Raw genomic sequence first — 19,910 nt, 5'->3', positions numbered from 1 at the left:
CAGGCGTCAACAAGGGCCCCCGCTTTCGCATGTCTCGACCCAGCGGGTCAGCTCGTCGGGGCGGTGGCGGGTGGCCAGCCGCCGCAGGGCACGGGTGCTGTGGGCCGCCGTCCGCAGGCGGCTGCCCGCGTAGGGCACCCCGCCGCGCAGCCGCCGGCCCACCGCCAGCCAGGCGCACACGCCGCGCTCCAGCACCCAGGCGGGCGCCGCGAGCGTGGTGTGCGCCGGGAAGACCCGGGCCCCGCCGGCCCGTCGCCGGCCCAGCTCCGCCACCGCGACCGTGACCAGCCCGGCCCGCACCAGCAGCCCCGGGCGGCGGGCGGCGAGCGCGACCGCCGTGGCCGGTAGCACCGCCAGCGCGGCCAGCAGCCACGCCGGCCGGGCCGTCTCGTCGTACGCCTGGCGCACCCGCTGCCCGAGGAAGTGCCCGGCGGTGGGCGGCAGTCGCCGCACGTACAGCCAGGCCGGGGTGGCCGTGCTGCCGCCGTACGCGCGGACGGTCCGCACCAGCTCCAGGTTCTCGAAGAGCACGTCCGGGTCGTAGCCGCCCATCGCCAGGAAGGTGCTCCGGCGCAGCGCCAGCGTGCCCGGCCAGTCCCCGCCGAACACCCGGGCGAGCAGCGTCCGTCCGGTGTCCCACCAGGCGTGCCAGGGCAGCGGGGCGAAGTGGTTCTGCGGCCGGACCAGGTCCACCCGGTCGAGCAGGTCGTGCACCGCGCGCAACGCCGACAGGTCGTACCGGACGTCGTCGTCGGCGATCACCACGTGCTCGTGCCGGGCCAGCGCGACGCCGGTGAGCACCCCGAGCGCCTTGCCGTTGCGCCCGCGCAGCGCGGGATCCGGCGGGACGTGCCGGACCAGCCCCCGCCAGGCGTCCGCGTGCCGGGCGAACAGCTCCGGTGGCGAGCCGTCGACCACCACCACGTCCACCCGGCGGCGCAGCTCACGCAGGTAGCCGGTCAGCTCGTCGAGACCGTGGTCGTCGGCGGCGCGCAGCGGCAGGACGTACGCCATCGGAAGCCGGTCCGGCGCGGACGCCGCGACGGACCGGCCGGGGTGCGGCAGCGGTGGAACGGTCGCTCGGGTCACGTCGCCTCCGGTCGGGTCGGGTCCCGCGAGTGCCCGCGGCGCGGCCCCTGAAACCGCTCCGGTGCTCCCGCGCCCGACCGCGACGGGGCGCGCGACCCGCTCAGCCGGCCGGCCGCACCCCGTCGACGACCAGCCCACTGGGCGGCAGCGTCGGCATCGCGCCGAGGTCGAGCGCCAGGTCCTGCGGCGGGACGCGGTAGCTCATCGCGCCGGTCAGGTTGGCCACCGCCCGCTTCATCAACTCGATCGTGATCCACTCGCCGGCGCAGCGGTGACCCGTGTCGTGGTCGCCGCCGCCCTGCGGGACCAGACCGAACGGGTCGTCCCGCCAACCGGCGAAGCGCTCCGGCCGGAACCGCTCCGGCTCCGGCCACAGCTCCGGGTGGTGGTTGGTGCCGTACAGGTCGAGCAGGACCCGGCGGCCCTGCGGGAACGCGTACCCCCGCCACTCGAACGAGCGGCGCACCCGCGCGGCGGCCAGCGGGAAGAACGGGTAGTAGCGGCGGACCTCCTGCACGAACTGCTCGGTCGCGTCGTCGTCGCCGCGTACCCGGTCGCGCCAGTGCGGGTGGTCGTGCAGCGCCAGCGCGGCGAAGACCACGTACCGGTCCACCGCGACCGTGGGGCGCAGCACGTTGAGCAACTCCACCGCGGCGATCCGGCGGGGCAGCGGCTGGCCGCGTTCGTCCCGGTGCTCGGCGACGATCCGCAGCGCGCTGCCCTCGGGCGCCGGCAGCGCGCCCGAGCGGACCCGCTCGACCAGCGCGCCGGCCCAGCGTTCGGCCCGGCGGCGGCCGATCAGGCCGCGCCAGTGCTTCGGGCCCAGCACCGCCGGTCCCTCGATCATGGCGTGCATCTCGGCGGTGCGGCGGCGCACGTCGGCCTCGGCCAGCGGCACTCCGGCCCAGGCCCAGACCGCGCGGGTCAGCAGCCGGCCCATCTCGTCGTAGAGCACCAGCGGCCCGTGTTCCGCCCAGACCGGGATCCGGGCCCGCCACTCGTCGTCGAAGAGCTGCCCGAGTCGCCGGACCGCGGCCGGCGTCATCATCGACATGAACATCGCCTTGCGGGCGCGGTGCGCCGCCCCGTCGAGGCCCTGGACGCCACCCACCCCGGTCAGCGTGCGCTGGCCGCGCATCGGCGTGGCGCCACGCCTGACGAACCGCTCCTCGTCGTAGAACAGCTCGGCGGCCTCCCGGCCGCGCAGGCAGATGGTCGGCTCCAGCAGCAGCCGGGTCTGCACGACGTCGGAGCCCAGCCGGTCGCAGCGGGCGCCGACGAAGCGGTAGCCCTCCCGGAAGTAGGCCAGCGTGCTGTCCAAGCTCCGGTCGCTCGGCACGGTGCTCATCTCGGTTGCTCCTGACCCGGCTCGGCGACCCTGCGCGATCTGCGCTTCCTGGACCCTGCGCGGTCTGCGCTACCTACCCGGGCCGGGGCGGCCGAATCCTCCGTTTCCGCAGATCCGCCCGCCCGGGGGAGGGCGGCCCACACACCCGGGCGCTGGCCCCTCCCGGGGCGCGGAAAAGCTGGTTGGCTCGTACCCGGACCGGCGGCGGCCGGTCCGGCCCTCGCCGGGCCCGGCGTCCGGCGGGCGGTCACCGGCGACGGGGGAGGCACGGATGCGCGACAACCGGGCGGCGCGGCGGTATCACCGCGACGGGACGGCCGGGCTGCGGGGCGGCGGGCGGGCGGAGTCACTGACCAGCGGGCCCCGGCGGCCCGGGGCCCGCCCGCCGGGGTTCTTCACCGTGCACCTCGGCTTCGTGGCCGCTGACCCCGCCGTCGCGCGGGAGCTGGCGGTCGCGTACGCGGAAGCGCTCGACCTGCTCCGCCCGGAGCTGGCGCTCGGCGCGGCGGCGCTGTCCCCGGCCGACGCCTGGCACCGGGCCGAGCGGCTGTTCTGCGGGGCGGCCGGGCCCGACGGCGAGCGGTGCGCCGACGTGGCCGGCCATCCCGGCTTCCACCATGCGCCCGGGCCGGGCGGCCTCGGCTGGGGCGACGGTGACTGACCCGGGCGGCTCAGTCCAGGTCGAACTCGCCGTCCTGGGCGCCCGCCACGAACGCGTCCCACTCGGCCTGGGTGAAGACCAGGACCGGGCCGTCCGGCTCGGCCGAGTTGCGCATCCCGATCAGGTCGTCGACGAAAGCCACCTCGACCGCGCCCTCGGACGTGTCGCCCTCCGCTCGCTGCCAAACCGCCCGAGAAAGGTCGAAATCGCCCTTGGGGTGTTGACCCATCGTTTTACCTCCATCGCCACGCGTCACGGGAAGGCCCGTGCGGACCTCATCGGGCAGGATAAGCGGATGCCGAGCCTGACCCGTGCAGAGGCGACCGCGCGTGGCGCGTCGATCACCGTCGAGTCCTATCAGGTGGACCTCGACGTGACCGGCGACGTCGAGCGGTTCCGCTCCACCACCACCATCCGGTTCCGGGCCACCCCCGGCGCCGAGACGTTCGTCGACGTCAAGCCCCGCCGACTCCTACGGGTCCGCCTCAACGACCGCGACCTCGATCCGGCCCTGCTGACCGACGGGCGACTGCCGCTCACCGGGCTGGCCGGGACCAACGAGATCACCGTCGAGGCCGAGATGGCCTACTCCAACACCGGCGAAGGGCTGCACCGCTTCGTCGACCCGGCCGACGGCGAGACGTACCTCTACGCGATGTCCTTCCTGGACGACGGGCCGCGCATCTTCGCCGCCTTCGACCAGCCCGACCTGAAGGCCCCGGTGACGCTGGCGGTCACCGCGCCACCGGAGTGGACGGTGGCCGCGAACGGGCAGCTCGCCGACCGGCCGGCGCCGGGTCGGTGGGAGTTCGCCCCGACCGCGCCGCTGGCCACCTACCTCGTCTCGCTGGTCGCCGGGCCCTGGCACGTGCTGCGTGCCGAGCACGACGGCATCCCGCTCGGGTTCTACTGCCGGCGTTCGCTCGCGGCGCACCTCGACGCCGACGCGGACGAGATCCTCACCGTCACCCGGCAGTGCCTCGACCGCTTCCACCAGCTCTTCGCCGAGCGCTACCCGTTCGACAAGTACGACCAGGCGTTCGTGCCCGAGTTCAACGCCGGCGCGATGGAGAACCCGGGCCTGGTGACGCTGCGCGACGACTACGTCTTCCGCTCCGCGGTCACCGACAGCCAGCGTGAGCAGCGGGCCACCGTGATCGCCCACGAGATGGCGCACATGTGGTTCGGCGACCTGGTCACCATGCGCTGGTGGGACGACCTGTGGCTGAACGAGTCGTTCGCGGAGTACCTCGGCACCCGCGTCACTGCCGAGGCCACCCGCTTCGACCAGGCCTGGACCACCTTCGCGCTGCGCCGCAAGGCGTGGGGATACGCCGCCGACCAGCGCCCCTCCACCCACCCGGTGGCACCCGAGGAGGTCGCCGACGCCGCGGCGGGCCTGCTCAACTTCGACGGCATCTCGTACGCCAAGGGCGCCGGCGTGCTGCGCCAGCTCGTCGCCTGGCTCGGTGACGACGTGTTCCTCGCCGGCCTGAACGCCCACTTCGCCACGCACCGGTTCGGCAACGCCACCCTCGCCGACCTGCTCGACAGCCTCGCCTCGGCCGCCGGCCGGGACCTCAGCGGCTGGGCCGAGCGGTGGCTGCGCCGGGCGCAGGTCAACACGCTGCGGATGGAGGCCGTGGTGGACGCCGACGGCCGGTGGGCCGAGGTGGCCGTGACGCAGACCGCGCCGACGACCCATCCGGTGCTGCGACCGCACCGCATCGGCGTGGCCCACCACACCGCCGAGGGCCCGACGCGCCGGTTCGAGGTCGACCTCGACCCGGACGCCGACGGCGGCCGGACGCCGCTGCCCGAGCTGACCGGTCGGCCCGCCACCGGCCTGCTGCTGCCCAACGCGGGCGACCTCACGTTCGCCAAGATCCGGCTCGACGCGGCCTCCGCCGACGCGGTGCCGATGCTGCTCCCCGGGCTCGACGACTCGCTGGCCCGGGCGCTGCTCTGGGGTGAGGCGCTGGACGCCGCGACCGACGGCGAGCGGCCGGTCGCCGAGCTGGTCGCCCTGATCACCGCCGCGCTGCCGGCCGAGACCGAGGTGATCATCGCGGAGGACGTGCTCGCGCTCAGCCGCAACCTCGTCGACCGCTACCTGGAGCCGCTGGCCCGGGACGCGGCGCTGCTGCGGATCGCCGAGGCGTGCCGGGCGCTGCTGGTCGGCGCCCCCGCCGGCGGTTCGCTCCAGCTCGCCGCCGTGCGGGGCCTGATCGGCGCCACCACGGACGCCGACCTGCTCCACGGTTGGCTGGCCGGCGCGGGCGTGCCGGACGGCCTGGCGGTCGACGCCGACCTGCGCTGGGCGCTGTTGCACCGGCTGGTGGTGCTGGGTGGCGCCGGCGAGGCGGAGATCGCCGCCGAGTCGGCCGCCGACCGCAGTGCCACCGGCGCCGAGCGGGCGGCCGATTGCCGGGCGGCCCTGCCGGACGCTGACGCCAAGCGGGCGGCCTGGGAGGTCATCGTCAGCAATACCGAGCTGTCGAACCGGTTGGTGGAGGCCACCGCCGAGGGGTTCTGGCAGCCGGAGCAGGCGGAGCTGACCGCCGGCTACGTCGAGCGTTACTTCGCCGAGATGCCGGCGACCGCGCGTCTGCGTACCGCGTGGGTGGCCGACCGGGTGGCGGCCGTGGCGTTCCCGCGCTACGCCGTGACGCAGTCCACCCGGGAACTGGCCGCGGCATTGCTGGCCCGCGACGACCTGACGCCGGGGCTGCGCCGGCGGGTCGTCGACCTGGACGACGACCTGCGCCGCGCGCTGGTGGCCCGGACGGCGGTGGCCGCCGTGGGCGCCTGACCGACGCATCGCGCCGGGCGGCCGACCGCCCGCCCGGCGCGAGCCGGCGACCCCGGCCGACCGACACCGGGGCGCGGCCTAGGATCGCGGGGTGGAGGAAGACATCCGGCGGATCGGCATCATGGGCGGCACGTTCGACCCGATCCACCACGGTCACCTGGTGGCGGCGAGCGAGGTGGCCGACCGGTTCGGGCTGGACGAGGTGGTCTTCGTGCCGACCGGGCAACCGTGGCAGAAGGCGGACGAACCGGTCAGCCCGGCCGAGGACCGCTACCTGATGACCGTGATCGCCACCGCCTCCAACCCCCGCTTCCAGGTGAGCCGCGTCGACATCGACCGCGGCGGGCCCACCTACACCGTCGACACGCTGCGCGACCTGCACGCCGAGTACGGCCCGAAGGCGCAGCTCTTCTTCATCACCGGCGCGGACGCGCTGGAGCGCATCCTCTCCTGGAAGGACCTGGACGACGTCCTGGAGCTGGCCCACTTCATCGGGGTGACCCGCCCCGGCTTCGAGTTGACCGACAAGCACCTTCCGGCCGACTCGGTCAGCCTGGTGCAGGTGCCCGCCATGGCCATCTCCTCGACCGACTGCCGCGCCCGGGTCGCCCGGGGCGAGCCGGTCTGGTACCTGGTACCCGACGGTGTGGTGCAGTACATCGCCAAACGTCGCCTCTACCAGCGATGATCTCGCCCGTTACCGCCCCGTTCGTGCCGATAACCGGCCAGAACTGACAGGTCGTCACGCCGCCCGGTGTGAGAGGCTTGGAGAGTCGCACGGTTGATCGAAGGAGAACGGTGACCACCATTCCGGAACGCGCCTATGAGCTGGCGATGGCCGCTGCCCAGGCCGCGGCCGACAAGAAGGCACAGGACATCGTCATCATCGACGTGGGCGACCAGCTCGCGATCACCGACGCGTTCCTGGTGGCCTCCGCTCCGAACGAGCGTCAGGTCCTCGCCATCGTCGACGCCATCGAGGAGCGCCTGCTGGAGCTGCCGGAGAAGGCCAAGCCGGTCCGCCGCGAGGGTGAGCGGGGCGGTCGCTGGGTGCTGCTCGACTACGTCGACATCGTGGTGCACGTCCAGCACACCGAGGAGCGCGAGTTCTACGCGCTCGACCGGCTCTGGAAGGACTGCCCGCAGATCCCGTTCGTGGACCGCGACCTCGCCGACTCGGCCGCCGGCACCGCCACCGCCGAATGACCCGTCTGATCATCTGGCGGCACGGCAACACCGACTGGAACGCGCAGAGCCGCGTCCAGGGCCAGACCGACGTGCCGCTCAACGACCTCGGCCGGGAGCAGGCCCGCGCCGCCGCGCCGGTGCTGGCCGCGCTGCGCCCGGACGCCATCGTCGCCAGCGACCTGCGCCGCGCCGCCGACACCGCCGCCGCGCTGGCCGCGTCGACCGGGCTGCCGGTCCGTTCCGACCCGCGACTGCGCGAGCGGCACTTCGGCGAGTGGCAGGGCCTGGCCCTGACCGAGGCCGCCGAGCGGTTCCCCGACGAGTTCGCCCGCTGGCGGGCCGGCGACCCCGACCCCGGCGCCGGCATCGAGAGCCTCGACGACCTGGGCGGGCGGCTCGGCGCCGCGTTCCGCGACGCGGCCGACCTGGCCACCGGCGGCACCGTGGTGGTCACCACCCACGGCGGCGGGGCCCGGCAGGGCATCGGTCACCTGCTCGGCTGGGACCATGCGGTGCTGCGCAGCGTCGGCTCGCTGGGCAACTGCCACTGGACCGAGCTGCGCCACGACGACGTCCGCGGCTGGCACCTGCGCGCGCACAATGTCGGGCTGATCACCCAGCCGGCGCTGACCGACGCGGTCTGAGCCGGTCGGCCCCGGCGCGGCACCGCGACATCGGCTAGCGTGCCGGTCATGCCCGTAGCGGTCGTCACCGACTCCACCGCCTACCTGCCCCCCGAGCTGGTCCGCGCGTACCGGCTCACCGTCGTCCCGCTGACCGTCGTGCTCAACGGCGCCGAAGGGCTGGAGGGCATCGAGACCTTCCCGGCGGACGCCACCCGCGCGCTGGGTGCCCGGCGCGTCTCGGTGAGCACCTCCCGGCCCGCGCCGGAACAGTTCGCGCAGGTCTACCGCGCGTTGCTCGCCGACGGCGCGGACGGTGTGGTCTCCGTGCACCTCTCCGCCGAGCTGTCCGGCACCGTCGACGCCGCCCGGCTCGCCGCCGCCGAGGTCGGCGACGACCGGGTCGCGGTGGTGGACAGCCGCTCCACCGGCATGGGACTCGGCTTCCCGACGCTCGCCGCCGCCTCGGCCGCCGCCGGGGGCGACGACCTGACCGGGGTACGCGCGGCGGCGCTGGACGCGATCGACCGGACCACCATCTTCTTCTACGTCGACACGTTGGAGTTCATGCGTCGGGGCGGCCGGATCAACGCGGCGGAGGCGCTGCTCGGCACCGCGCTCTCGGTCAAGCCGATCATGCACATGCCGGACGGCGCGATCGTGGTGCGGGACAAGGTCCGCACCGCCAGCCGGGGCGTGGCGCGCCTGGTCGACCTGGCCGTCGAGGCGGCCGGCGACCACGACGTCGACCTCGGCGTGCACCACCTCGCCGCCCCGCAGCGTGCCGAGGCGTTGCTGGCGGCGCTGACCGAGCGGCTGGGGGACCGGCTGCACGACACGTACGTCACCGAGGCCGGTGCGGTGGTCGCCGCGCACGCCGGTCCCGGGCTGGCCTGCGTGGTCGTCCACCGCCGCCCGTGACGGTCCCGGTGGCGGGCGGTCACCGGGCACGCCGCGGTCGCCCGCACGCTAGCTTGGCCGGATGAACGCGCGATCGTACGTCGTCACCGGAGGCGGACGGGGGGTCGGTCGGGCCGTCGTCGAACGGTTGGCCGCCGACGGTGCGGTGGTGGTCGTGGTCGAACGGGACGGCAGCGCGCTCGACTGGCTGACCGGGCATCCGGCCGCCGACCGGCTGCACGCCGTCACCGGGGACGCCGCCGACGAGGCGGTCACCGGCCGGGCCGCCGACCGCGCCGAGGCGTCCGCGCCGCTGGCCGGCTGGGTGAACAACGCCGCGGTCTTCCGCGACGGCGACCTGCACCGGGTGCCCGCGACCGAGGTGTTCGACCTGATCGCGGCCAATCTGCGCCCCGCCGTGGTGGGTGCCGGCACGGCCGTACGCCGGTTCCTGGCCGCCGGGAGCGGCGGCGCGATCGTCAACGTCTCCTCCCACCAGGCCCGCCGGGCGGTGCCGGGCGCCCTGCCGTACGCCACCGCGAAGGCCGCCGTGGAGGGGCTGACCCGGGCGCTCGCGGTCGACTACGGCCGGCACGGCATCCGCACCAACGCGGTCGCGCTCGGCTCGATCCACACCGAACGGCATACCGCCTACCTGGCCGGGCTGGACCGGGCCGGGGTGGAGCACGTCGAGTCGGAGCTGGCCCGGCTGCACCCGGTGGGCCGGATGGGGCGTACCGGGGAGGTGGCCGACGTGGTCGCGTTCCTGCTGTCGGAGGCGGCCTCGTTCGTCAACGGTGTGACGCTGCCGGTCGACGGTGGTCGGGCCGCGCTCGGGCTGGACCCGGAGGCACGCTGACCGGCGCGCTCCTCCGGATCGTGCTGGCCGTGAGTGACGGGCGCGCCGGAGACACCCGTGCCATTCCACTCAAGCCCCACCCGGCCCGTGACTGGAACGCCATGGCTGTCTCCGGCCCGTTTTGGCAACCATGACGTTCCACCCACCGCGGACCATCCACCCGCCCAGTCATCGCCAGCACATCGCTCGCATGATCGGGTGGTTGTCCACAACCGCCCCGGTGTCCACAGGCGAGGGTACGCGGGACAGCTCTCGGCCCGGCGTCGCCGCTAGCGTCCCGGCCGTGTCAGACGACGAGGAGACGACGGTACAGCGGAGGCTCACCCGGCTGTTCACGCCGGCGGCGGGCAGCGCTGTCGTCCCGGCTCCCGCCGGCAGTGCACAGCAGGCCGTCCGGGCGGCGGTGCCCGAGCCGCCACCGGCTTACCCGTTCGCCGAGCCGGACCGCCGCCCCGGACCGCGACGTGGACACCTGGCGCCCCTGTCGGGGACACCGACGACGGACGATGCTGACGGGTCCCACGAGGACAGCCCGGACCCGGAGGCCGGGCCCGGGCTGACGTCCCGGCTGCCCGGGCCGGGCGCGTTCGACCCGGGGCGGCGGGGCGTCCGCGTCCTGGCCGTGGTGGCCGCGATCGTCGTCCTGGTGGCCGCCGTCTGGGCGTGGCGATCCCGTCCGAGCGCCGAACCGGTCCGGCCGGCCGCGCCGGTCGGCGAGACGCCGGCCGGCGCGGCGACGCGGGCGGCGGTCGGCGCGGCGACCGAAGCGGCCGACCTGGCTGGTCCGTCCGGCCAGGTGGTCGTCACGGTCGCCGGCAAGGTCCGCCGCCCCGGGCTGGTCCGGCTCCCGGCCGGCGCCCGGCTGGCCGACGCCCTGACGGCGGCCGGGGGAGCACTGCCCGGAATCGACGTGGCGCTGCTCAACCCCGCCCGCAAGGTCACCGACGGTGAGTTGATCCTGGTCGGCGTCACTGCCCCACCCGGACAGCCCGCACCCGGTCCGGCGGCCGGCGGCGGTGCGCCCGGTGGACCGGCGGCCGGGCCGGTCAACCTGAACACCGCCACGCTGGCCCAGCTCGACGCGCTGCCCGGCGTCGGCCCGGTGCTCGCCCAGCGGATCCTCGACCACCGGGACCGGCACGGCGGGTTCCGGTCCGTGGCCGACCTGCGTCAGGTCGACGGCATCGGGGACGCCCGCTACGAGCAGCTCAAGGAACTGGTGACGGTGTGAGCGCCGACGGTGGGGAGGCCGGTCCGGACCTGCGACTGGCCGGCTTCGCGGTGGCGGCCTGGCTCGCCGCGCTGGCCGGGCTGCACCTCTCCCTCCCGTGGACCGCCGGGCTGGCCGCCGTCGCCGCCGCGCTCGCGCTCGTCGCGGGCCTGCACCTCGGTGGCGTGCTGGGTCACCCCGTCGGCCCGGCGCGCCGGTACGGCTGGATCGCCGTCACCGTCCTGCTCGGCGCGCTCTGCGGGGCGGCGGCCACCGGGGCGCGGGTCGCGGTCCGCGACGCCGCCCCGGTCCGCGCGCTCGTCGCCGAACGCGCGCTTGTCACCGCCGACCTGGTGGTCCGGGACGACCCCCGCCCGGTGCGCGGCGCGCCCGGCCGCGCGGCCACCCTGCTGGTCCGGGTCGATCTGGTACGCCTCACCGGCGCCGACGGCGGTCAGGTCACCGGCCCGGTGCGCGGTCTGGTGCTCGCCACCGACCCCGGCTGGCGGGGGCTGCTGCCGGGGCAGCGGGTCACCACCCGGGGACGGCTCGCCGCGCCGCGCGGCGGCGACCTGACCGCGGCGGTGCTCTCGGCCACCGGGCCGCCCACCCGGCACGGCGCCGCGTCGTGGCCGCAGCGGGCGGCCGGCGCGTTGCGGTCCGGGTTGCAGCGGGCCTGCGAACCGTTGCCGGACGCCCCGGGTGGGCTGCTGCCCGGCCTGGTGGTGGGCGACACCAGCCGGCTGCTGCCCGAGGTGGAGGAGGACTTCCGGGCCACCGGGATGACGCACCTCAACGCGGTGTCGGGGTCCAACGTGGCCATCGTCGTGGGAGCGGTGCTGCTGCTGGCCCGCTGGGCGCGCGCCGGTCCGCGTACCGCCGTGGCGCTCTGCGGCCTGGCGCTTGTCGGCTTCGTCATCCTGGTGCGACCCTCGCCGAGCGTGGTGCGGGCCGCGGCGATGGGTGCGATCGGGCTCGCCGCGCTGGCCGCCGGGCGGCCCCGGGCCGCGCTGCCCGCCCTGGCCGCGGCGGTCGCCGGGCTGGTGCTGCTGGACCCGGATCTGGCCGGTGACCCGGGCTTCGCGCTGTCGGTCTGTGCCACCGGCGGGCTGCTGCTGCTCGCGCCGGGCTGGCGGGACGCGCTGCGTCGCCGGGGCGTACCGCCGGGGTTGGCGGAGGCGTTGGCGGTGCCGGCCGCCGCGCAGCTCGCCTGCGGCCCGGTGATCGCCGCGCTGTCCGCGACCGTCAGCCTGGTGGCGGTGCCGGCGAACCTGCTGGTGGTGCCCGCCGTCGCGCCGGCCACGGTGCTGGGTGTGCTCGCCGCGGTGCTGTCACCGGTGTGGCCGGCCGGCGCGGAGTTCCTCGCCTGGCTGGCGAGCTGGCCGGCGCGTTGGCTGGTGGCGGTGGCGACCCACGGGGCCGGGCTGCCGGCCGGGAACCTGCCCTGGCCGGGCGGGGTGACCGGCGGCCTGCTGCTGACCGCCGTGAGCGTGGCGCTGCTGCTCGCCGCCCGGCGACGTCGGGCCCGACGGCTGGTCGCGGTCGTGGCGCTCGCCGTGGCGCTGGGCGCGCTGCCGATCCGGTTGCTCGCCTCCGGGTGGCCGCCGCGCGACTGGGTGGTGGTGGCGTGCGCGGTGGGCCAGGGCGACGCCGTGGTGCTGCCGGTCACCCCCGGCCGGGTCGTGGTGGTCGACGCCGGCCCGGAGCCGTCCGGCGTGGACGCCTGTCTGCGCCGCCTCCGCGTACGCGAGGTGTCGCTGCTGGTGGTCAGCCACTTCCACGCCGACCACGTGGGCGGGGTGGCCGGGGTGTTCCGGGGCCGCCGGGTCGGCGCGGTGGTGGGCCCGCCCTGGTCCGAGCCGCCCTACGGGGTGGCCCAGGTGCGCGAGGCGGCCCGTCGGGGTGGTGCGTCGCTCGCCCCGGCGTCGGCGGGTTGGCGCTGGCGGGCCGGTGCGGTGGAGCTGGTCGCGGTCGGGCCGCCGTACCCGCTGCGCGGCAGCCGCTCCGACCCGAACAACAATTCCCTGGTGCTGACCGCCACGGTGGCCGGGGTGCGGATCCTGCTGGCCGGGGACGCCGAGACCGAGGAGCAGCGGGCATTGCTGGAGACCGTGCCGGCCGGCGCGTTCCGGGCGGAGGTGCTGAAGGTGGCGCATCACGGGTCCGCCTACCAGGATCCGGACTTCCTCGCCGCGGTGCGCCCAGCGGTCGCGCTGGTCTGCGTCGGTGTCGACAACGACTACGGGCATCCCAACCCCGGTCTGCTGGGGCGGTTGAGCAGGGGTGGCGCCCGGGTGATGCGTACCGACACCGACGGGGACGTGGCCGTCGTCCGGGCCGGAGCCGGCCTGGCGGTGGTGGCGCGCGGCACCGGGCCCGGACGGTCGCGCTGAAGCTCTGCCCGCCACACTGCCGCGGCCGCTGGCAGACCCATCCGCCGGAGTGGCCTGCTGACGACCAGGCGGCCAACGGCGGTCAGGCGGGGCAAAAACCCTGGTCAGAGGATACTGCCGTGGGCCAAACCAGATGAATGTCGATAGATTTGTCTTATCTGGAATTTAGCCGGTCATCTATGGATTTGATCCCCCGGAGTGAGCCAACCTGGGGCCACCGTACGGGCGACCATGTCTCGACAAGCGAAGGGAATTCCAGCCATGAAGAACAAGAAGTTGATCCTCGCCGGCGCGGGGGCGGCACTGGCCGGCGGCCTCCTGCTGGCCGTACCCCTGACTGCCGCCGCCGCCGACCCCGGCTCGACCACGGCAGCCAAGTCGCAGGCGGCGATGGCTCCGATGTCCCAGCGGACCGGCACCTCCGTGTCGGTGTCGCCGGGGGCCAACGGGGTCGCCACCGTCACCTGCCCGTCCGGCACGATTGTGACCGGCGGTGGCGGCCAGACATCCGCCTTCGACATCTTCATCACCGACTCCTTCGCCTCCGGCAACGGCTGGGCGGTGCGCGGCAGCAACCGGGGCGCGACGGTCCAGACCATCAGGGCCGTCGCCATCTGCATCGGCTAGTCGTGGCGACCATGGGCCTCGTCGACGGCGTGACGGCCTGAGACCAGGCGAGACCTCCGGCGAGGCGTGCGGTGTCGACGCCCACGGCCGGACCGGAGGTCTCCTGGTCGCTGACGGTCCGGGATGCTTCCCGGTCGGTGCGCGCGCTGGTCGACTGGACGAGCGCGGTGCTGCTGGACGCGGCAGAGCCGAGCGGAACCTACTCTCCCGCAGGGGTGCCGCCCCGGTGAAGGCCGCCCGGGTCGGCGCCGGTCTGGCGGTGGTGGCGCGCGGTAGCGGGCCCGGACGGTCGTGGTGAACGTGCTGGGGTTCTGTTGCTATAGGTGCGGGATCAAGGGAAATGTCTGGATTTGCGTTGAGTGCGGGCTGGGCCGTCACAGTCCGCGATGAGCAGGCACGATCCGCCCCGAGGGCGTGCGAGTATGTGCGACGTGACCCCCGCCAGCCTGCCTCCCATTCTGCTCGTCCTCGGCGACGAGGAGCTGCTCGCCACGCGCGCGGTCTCCGACGCGGTCGCCCGGGCCCGCGCGGTGGACCCCGACGTGGACGTGCGGGAATACCAGGCCGGCTCGCTGGCGGTCGGTGAGATCGACGAGATGCTGAGCCCGTCCCTGTTCGGCGGTCGCCGCGTGCTGGTGCTCCGATCCGGCCAGGACACCCGCAAGGACCTGTCCGCCGCGCTGCTGGCGTACGCGAAGAATCCCGACCCGGACGTGCAGCTCGTGGTGCTGCACCTGGGCGGCGCCAAGGGCAAGGCGTTCGCCGACGGCCTGCGGTCGGCGGGCGCCACCGTGGTGCCGGCGGGCAAGCTCAAGGGGCACCGTGAGCGGGTCGCCTTCGTCCGGGACGAGATCCGCCGCCATGGCGGGAAGTGTGCCGAGGACGCGGCCGAGGCGCTGATCGCGGCCGTCGGCAACGACCTGCGTGAGCTGGCCGCCGCCTGCTCACAGCTCGTTGCCGACACCGACGGTCGGATCGACGCCGAGACGGTCGCCCGCTACTACCGGGGCCGGGTCGAGGTGACCGGCTTCACCGTGGCCGACGCGACGATGGTCGGTGACGTTCCCGGTGCCCTGGAGGCGCTGCGCTGGGCGCTGCACGTCGGGGTCGATCCGGTGCCCATCGCGGACGCGCTCGCCGACGGCGTACGGACCGTGGCCCGGGTCGCCTCGGCCGGGCGGGGCAGCGCCTACCAGCTCGCCAGCAGCCTGGGCATGCCGGCGTGGAAGATCGAGCGGGCCCAACGCCAGGGTCGGGGCTGGACGCCGGAGGGCCTGGTCACGGCGATGCGGGCCGCCGCCGAGTGCAACGCGGCGGTCAAGGGCGGTGCCGACGACCGGGCGTACGCGTTGGAGCGGGCTGTCTTCTCGGTGGCCGCAGCCCGGCAGGGCGGCGCCCGGTGACCCGAGCGTGGTCGACCGTGCCGACGGACGAGGACCGTTACCGGCCCCTCTACGCCCGGGTGCTCGGCCTGCGCTTCGTCAACCCGGGCGGAGTGCTCTGCTTCCTCTTCTTCGAGGGCGCGGTGGCGCTGGCCGTGCTGCTCTCGCTCGCCGAGTTGGTGAGCTGGTGGGCGGTGCTGGTGCTGCCGACCGCCGTGGCGGTCATGGTCAAGCTCAACGACGTGGTGGCCGAGATCGTGATCCGCACCGCGGCCCAGGTGCCCGACCAGGAGCGGGACCGCTTCCGCCGGCAGATGGAGCCGGTCGTCGGGCGGGCCCGGGTGCCGGCCACGGTCCGGGCGGTGTCCGGTGGCCTGAGCCTGACCGGCGACAGTGCCACCCGCTCGGCGGCTCCCTACCACCGGGCGGGGCGTTCGGCGCCGCCGCTCGACCGGCCCGAGGAGCGGGGGCGGCAGACCGCCTCCGAGATCACCTGGCCCGATTCCTTCCGCTGACCGCCGCCCGCTCCGCCCAGCCGCGCCAGTCAGTAAGCAGCGCCACTCAGTCAGGCCGCGGCCCATGCAGCCCAGCCAGCCGGACCGCGTGCCTGACCTCGCCCCCGGCGGGAAACGCGGACAGCCGGAAGCCCCGAGGCGGTGGCCCCGGGGCTTCCGGTCAGGTCTACGGTCTCGTCAGGCCGAGAACGAAGCGACGCGCTTGGCGATCGCCGACTTCCGGTTCGCCGCCTGGTTGGCGTGAATGACACCCTTGCTGGCGGCCTTGTCCAGCTTCCGGGTGGCCTCCTGCATGAGCACGGCGGCCTTCTCGGTGTCGCCCGCCTCGGCAGCCTCGTGGAACTTGCGGATGGCGGTCTTCAGCGACGACTTGACCGACTTGTTACGCAGCCGGCGCTTCTCGTTCTGCCGGTTGCGCTTGATCTGGGACTTGATGTTCGCCACGCGACAGCCTCGTCTTGATAGCTCGGGTTGGTCAGCTTGCGTGCGCGACGAGCATGCGTCATCGCCGCGCGAATGGTCAGGCTACCAGGTCGTTCCCGGACGAGCCAAAACGCCTCCCGAACGCACCGGTCAGCAGGGGTGAGAAGGGGCCCCTTCTCTACCGGAAACGTTAAGCGGGGGCCCCTCCTTGCCCCCGGGCCCAGCCGCGGCGGGCGGTGAGCCAGGTGAGGGCCTGGGTGCCGCTCCACTGCTGGTGGGAGCGCAGGTGTGGGGAGGCGCTCGACGGGCCGGCGGCGGCGCCGGTGAGGAAGTAGCCGGCGAGTGCGGCGAGGCTCACGTCCAGCGCGTCCGCGGGCGCACCGGCGGTCGCCGGGTGGCGGGCGAAGGCGGCGTCCGCGTCGAGGCCGCTGGCGTACCCGGTGAGCAGCAGGCCGGCCAGGTCGAACCAGGCGGGCCCGTGACAGAGCCAGGTCCAGTCGCAGAGCCAGGCGCGGCCGTCGGCGTCCAGCAGGAGGTTGTCCACCCGCAGGTCACCGTGGGCCAGCCCGGGGGCGGCGTCGGCATAGCCGGGGAGGCGGGACTCCAGCGCGACCAGCTCCGCCAGCGGGACGCCCGCCGCCGCCGCGGGCAGCGGTTCGCGACCGGCGGCCACCTCGCCCCACCACAGGATGTCGTCCCGGGCCAGGTCGGCCAGGCGCGGCAGGCCGAGCGCGACGAGGTCCCCGGGCGGTTCGGCGAGCGCGGCGGCCACCTCGGCGTACGTGGCGAGGGCCGCCGCCAGCTCGGCCGGGTCCCAGGGCAGCCGGGGAGTGTGCCCGTCGATCGCGTCGAGCGCGAGCGCGTACCAGCCGGACTCGGTCAACGCCCAGCGCGGCCGGGGCACCGGCAGGCCGGCGGGGAGCCGGGCCAGGATCGCGGCCTCGTGGGCGTACCAGTCGACCAGGTGCCGCTGCCCGGCCAGCGCCGCCGCCTTGACGAACACCCGGTCGCCGGCCGGGCCGGTCAGCACGGCGGCGAAGCCGCGCGTGAAGCCGCCGCCGGCCACCCGGACCTCGGCCGGTGGACCGCCGAGCCGGGCCGTCAGCGCGTCGCGCAGCCCGTCCGGCAGGTCGGCCCAGCCGGGTCGTTCGGCCGTCTCCCCGTACGGAACGGGTGGTAGCGAGATCGCACGCACCGCACCATGCTGCCGCACCGCCACCACCGCCGGTGCGGGCGGCGCGTCGGTGGGCTCTGCCAGACTGCCGACCATGAGGACCGAGGACTTCTGGCAGTTGATCGACCAGGCCCGGGCCGGGGCCGGGGGAGAGGCCGACGCGGTCGCCGTGCGGGCGGTCGCGCTGCTCGCCGCGCGTGATCCGGAGGAGATCGTCGGGTACGCCCACCACCAGCGGCGGGTGCTCGCCGCCTCCTACCGGGTCGACCTGTGGGGCGCGGCGTATCTGATCAACGGGGGCGCCTCGGACGACGGCTTCGAATATTTCCGCGGCTGGCTGATGACGCAGGGTCGGGCCGTCTTCGCGCGGGCGGTGACCGAGCCGGATTCGCTGGCCGAGCTGCCCCGGGTCCGCTCCGCCGCGCTCAGCGGCGAGGAGTTCGAGTGCGAGCGGATGCTGTCGGTGCCCTGGGAGGCGTACCGGCAGGCCACCGCGTCCGAGTTGCCGGCCGACCGGGACCCGGTGAAGGTGCCGGACCTGAACGACTTCTGGGACTTCGACGACGAGGAGGAGGCCCGCCGCCGGCTGCCCCGGCTCGCCGCGCTCTTCGTCGAACCGCCGGCGGAGTGACGCCCCGCGTGGCGGCGGGTGGCCGGGCAGTGCTGGGGGAGCCCGGGCGCGCGCCGGACGACGTGGGAGCATAGAGGGGGCCGGCGGCGCGCCGGCCCGCTCACGTCAGCCGACCAGAACGGACCGCTGTGCCACCGAAGCTCGATCCCGGCGCGAACGCTCCTGGTGCCACCGACCCGGCGCGCATCCGGAACTTCTGCATCATCGCCCACATCGACCACGGGAAGTCGACCCTGGCCGACCGGATGCTGCAGCTGACCGGCGTGGTCGACCCCCGGCAGATGCGCGCGCAGTACCTGGACCGGATGGACATCGAGCGCGAGCGTGGCATCACCATCAAGAGCCAGGCCGTCCGGATGCCGTGGACGATCCGGGAGGGGGACCGGGCCGGCGAGACCGCCGTGCTCAACATGATCGACACCCCCGGCCACGTCGACTTCACCTACGAGGTGTCCCGCTCGCTGGCCGCCTGCGAGGGCGCGGTCCTGCTTGTCGACGCCGCGCAGGGCATCGAGGCGCAGACTCTCGCGAACCTCTACCTGGCGCTCGAGAACGACCTGCGCATCATCCCGGTGCTCAACAAGATCGACCTGCCGGCCGCCCAGCCGGAGAAGTACGCCGAGGAGTTGGCGCACCTGATCGGCGGTGACCCGGCGGACTGCATCCGGGTCTCCGGCAAGACCGGTGAGGGCGTGCCGTACCTGCTCGACGAGATCGTCCGGCAGTTCGTGCCGCCGGTCGGGGAGGCCGACGATCCGGCCCGCGCGATGATCTTCGACTCGGTGTACGACGTCTACCGCGGCGTGGTCACGTACGTCCGGGTGATCGACGGCCGCATCTCGGCCCGGGACCGGATCAAGATGATGTCCACCGGCGCGGTGCACGAGCTGCTGGAGATCGGCGTCATCTCGCCGGAGATGGTGAAGGCCGACGCGCTCGGCGTCGGCGAGGTGGGGTATCTGATCACCGGCGTGAAGGACGTCCGCCAGTCGCGGGTCGGTGACACGGTCACCATCAACGGCAACCCGGCCAAGGAGGCGCTCGGCGGCTACAAGGACCCGAAGCCGATGGTCTACTCGGGCCTCTACCCGATCGACGGCTCGGACTACCCGAACCTGCGTGAGGCGCTGGACAAGCTCAAGCTCAACGACGCGGCGCTGGTCTACGAGCCGGAGACGTCCGGCGCGCTGGGGTTCGGCTTCCGCTGCGGCTTCCTCGGCCTGCTGCACCTGGAGATCATCCGGGAGCGGCTGGAGCGGGAGTTCAACCTCGACCTGATCTCCACCGCGCCGAACGTGGTCTACCGGGCCATCACGGAGGACGCCCAGGAGATCGTGGTGACCAACCCGAGCGAGTACCCGACCGGCAAGATCGCCGAGGTGTACGAGCCGACCGTGCGGGCCACCGTGCTGACGCCGAACGACTACGTCGGCGCGGTGATGGAGCTGTGCCAGGGCCGCCGGGGCAACCTGCTCGGCATGGACTACCTCTCCGCCGACCGGGTGGAGCTGCGCTACACGCTGCCGCTGGCCGAGATCATCTACGACTTCTTCGACCAACTCAAGAGCCGCACCAAGGGGTACGCCTCGCTCGACTACGAGACCTCCGGCGAGCAGGCGTCCGACCTGGTGAAGGTGGACATCCTGCTGCACGGTGAGCCGGTGGACGCGTTCAGCGCCATCGTGCACAAGGACAAGGCGTACAACTACGGCACCACGATCGCGGCGAAGCTGCGCTCGTTGATCCCCCGTCAGCAGTTCGAGGTGCCGATCCAGGCGGCCATCGGCAGCCGGGTGATCGCCCGGGAGACGATCCGCGCGATCCGCAAGGACGTGCTCGCCAAGTGCTACGGCGGTGACATCAGCCGGAAGCGCAAGCTGCTGGAGAAGCAGAAGGAGGGCAAGAAGCGGATGAAGATGGTGGGCCGGGTGGAGGTTCCCCAGGAGGCCTTCATCGCGGCGCTCTCGTCCGACTCCGGCGACGGTAAGCCCGCCGGCAAGAAGTAGCCCCGGCGACCCACGAAACCGGCCGGCACCCTCCGTCGAGGGTGCCGGCCGGTTCGCGTACTCAGGAAA

20 protein-coding genes are annotated in these 19,910 nt (G+C 74.5%); 15 read left to right on the top strand and 5 right to left on the bottom strand.

Going from position 1 to position 19,910, the window contains the following annotated elements; all coding sequences use genetic code 11:
* Positions 1-6 precede the first annotated feature (6 nt).
* Together AB0B02_RS16520 and AB0B02_RS16515 are read right to left on the bottom strand one after the other, a co-directional pair.
* A complete protein-coding gene (locus tag AB0B02_RS16520; RefSeq protein WP_357300946.1) occupies positions 7-1,089 on the bottom strand; it encodes a glycosyltransferase family 2 protein in 1,083 nt (360 codons plus the stop codon).
* A gap of 100 nt (positions 1,090-1,189) precedes the next feature.
* Positions 1,190-2,437: a cytochrome P450 gene (locus AB0B02_RS16515; RefSeq protein WP_281937251.1), complete on the bottom strand. Its 1,248-nt coding sequence runs from the start codon at positions 2,435-2,437 to the stop codon at positions 1,190-1,192.
* Positions 2,438-2,708: 271 nt separating this feature from the next.
* Between AB0B02_RS16515 and AB0B02_RS16510 the strand changes: the two genes are divergently transcribed.
* The gene (locus AB0B02_RS16510) at positions 2,709-3,098 is read left to right on the top strand and encodes a hypothetical protein (RefSeq protein ID WP_281937249.1); all 390 of its coding nucleotides are present in this window, start codon (positions 2,709-2,711) and stop codon (positions 3,096-3,098) included.
* Between the two features lie 10 nt (positions 3,099-3,108).
* On the opposite strand, the gene AB0B02_RS16505 is transcribed toward AB0B02_RS16510, so the two are convergent.
* On the bottom strand, positions 3,109-3,327 hold the full coding sequence (locus AB0B02_RS16505) for a DUF397 domain-containing protein (protein WP_013287999.1): 219 nt from the start codon (positions 3,325-3,327) through the stop codon (positions 3,109-3,111).
* Between the two features lie 66 nt (positions 3,328-3,393).
* Here AB0B02_RS16505 and pepN point away from each other — a divergent pair, with 66 nt between their 5' ends.
* The 12 genes from pepN to AB0B02_RS16445 all read left to right on the top strand — a co-directional run bounded on the left by pepN (position 3,394) and on the right by AB0B02_RS16445 (position 15,607).
* The gene (pepN, locus tag AB0B02_RS16500; protein ID WP_357300943.1) at positions 3,394-5,910 is read left to right on the top strand and encodes an aminopeptidase N; all 2,517 of its coding nucleotides are present in this window, start codon (positions 3,394-3,396) and stop codon (positions 5,908-5,910) included.
* Between the two features lie 91 nt (positions 5,911-6,001).
* Entirely contained in the window at positions 6,002-6,598 is a 597-nt protein-coding gene (gene nadD / locus AB0B02_RS16495) for a nicotinate-nucleotide adenylyltransferase (protein WP_281937244.1), read from the top strand.
* 146 nt (positions 6,599-6,744) lie between these two features.
* Entirely contained in the window at positions 6,745-7,116 is a 372-nt protein-coding gene (rsfS, locus tag AB0B02_RS16490) for a ribosome silencing factor (RefSeq protein ID WP_107155880.1), read from the top strand.
* Positions 7,113-7,742 carry a histidine phosphatase family protein gene (locus AB0B02_RS16485; RefSeq protein WP_281937242.1) on the top strand — a complete coding sequence of 210 codons (630 nt, stop codon included), beginning with the start codon at positions 7,113-7,115 and terminating at the stop codon, positions 7,740-7,742. The genes rsfS and AB0B02_RS16485 overlap by 4 nt, the downstream gene beginning before the upstream one ends.
* 48 nt (positions 7,743-7,790) lie before the next feature.
* Positions 7,791-8,642: a DegV family protein gene (locus AB0B02_RS16480; RefSeq protein WP_357300940.1), complete on the top strand. Its 852-nt coding sequence runs from the start codon at positions 7,791-7,793 to the stop codon at positions 8,640-8,642.
* 61 nt (positions 8,643-8,703) lie between these two features.
* Positions 8,704-9,480 carry an SDR family oxidoreductase gene (locus tag AB0B02_RS16475; RefSeq protein ID WP_281937238.1) on the top strand — a complete coding sequence of 259 codons (777 nt, stop codon included), beginning with the start codon at positions 8,704-8,706 and terminating at the stop codon, positions 9,478-9,480.
* A gap of 283 nt (positions 9,481-9,763) precedes the next feature.
* Positions 9,764-10,711 (top strand): ComEA family DNA-binding protein, encoded by a 948-nt coding sequence (locus tag AB0B02_RS16470; protein ID WP_357300938.1) that lies wholly within the window; start codon positions 9,764-9,766, stop codon positions 10,709-10,711.
* Entirely contained in the window at positions 10,708-13,083 is a 2,376-nt protein-coding gene (locus AB0B02_RS16465) for a ComEC/Rec2 family competence protein (RefSeq protein ID WP_357300936.1), read from the top strand. The genes AB0B02_RS16470 and AB0B02_RS16465 overlap by 4 nt, the downstream gene beginning before the upstream one ends.
* A 261-nt stretch (positions 13,084-13,344) precedes the next feature.
* Positions 13,345-13,710, top strand: coding sequence for a hypothetical protein (locus AB0B02_RS16460; RefSeq protein WP_281937232.1), 366 nt, complete (start codon positions 13,345-13,347; stop codon positions 13,708-13,710).
* Positions 13,711-13,781: 71 nt separating this feature from the next.
* On the top strand, positions 13,782-13,940 hold the full coding sequence (locus tag AB0B02_RS16455; RefSeq protein WP_357300933.1) for a hypothetical protein: 159 nt from the start codon (positions 13,782-13,784) through the stop codon (positions 13,938-13,940).
* A 192-nt stretch (positions 13,941-14,132) separates the two neighbouring features.
* Complete coding sequence (holA, locus tag AB0B02_RS16450) at positions 14,133-15,113, top strand: DNA polymerase III subunit delta (protein WP_281937229.1); 981 nt, start codon at positions 14,133-14,135, stop codon at positions 15,111-15,113.
* Positions 15,110-15,607 (top strand): hypothetical protein, encoded by a 498-nt coding sequence (locus AB0B02_RS16445; RefSeq protein WP_281937228.1) that lies wholly within the window; start codon positions 15,110-15,112, stop codon positions 15,605-15,607. The genes holA and AB0B02_RS16445 overlap by 4 nt, the downstream gene beginning before the upstream one ends.
* Before the next feature lie 177 nt (positions 15,608-15,784).
* Here the strand turns inward: AB0B02_RS16445 and rpsT are convergent, their stop codons facing one another.
* Both rpsT and AB0B02_RS16435 read right to left on the bottom strand, forming a co-directional pair.
* Positions 15,785-16,051, bottom strand: a complete 267-nt coding sequence (rpsT, locus tag AB0B02_RS16440; protein WP_089158054.1) for a 30S ribosomal protein S20 — start codon at positions 16,049-16,051, stop codon at positions 15,785-15,787.
* Between the two features lie 169 nt (positions 16,052-16,220).
* Complete coding sequence (locus AB0B02_RS16435; protein ID WP_357300930.1) at positions 16,221-17,300, bottom strand: phosphotransferase; 1,080 nt, start codon at positions 17,298-17,300, stop codon at positions 16,221-16,223.
* On the opposite strand from AB0B02_RS16435, the gene AB0B02_RS16430 reads away from it, so the two are divergent.
* Together AB0B02_RS16430 and lepA are read left to right on the top strand one after the other, a co-directional pair.
* On the top strand, positions 17,299-17,835 hold the full coding sequence (locus AB0B02_RS16430; protein WP_357300928.1) for a DUF4240 domain-containing protein: 537 nt from the start codon (positions 17,299-17,301) through the stop codon (positions 17,833-17,835). The genes AB0B02_RS16435 and AB0B02_RS16430 overlap by 2 nt on opposite strands.
* Positions 17,836-17,963: 128 nt before the next feature.
* Positions 17,964-19,841 carry a translation elongation factor 4 gene (lepA, locus tag AB0B02_RS16425; protein ID WP_281937223.1) on the top strand — a complete coding sequence of 626 codons (1,878 nt, stop codon included), beginning with the start codon at positions 17,964-17,966 and terminating at the stop codon, positions 19,839-19,841.
* Positions 19,842-19,910: the final 69 nt, after the last annotated feature.

Source organism: Micromonospora sp. NPDC049240 (assembly GCF_040647835.1).
Classification (GTDB): Bacteria; Actinomycetota; Actinomycetes; order Mycobacteriales; family Micromonosporaceae; genus Micromonospora.
This window is presented reverse-complemented; position numbering and strand designations above follow the sequence as displayed.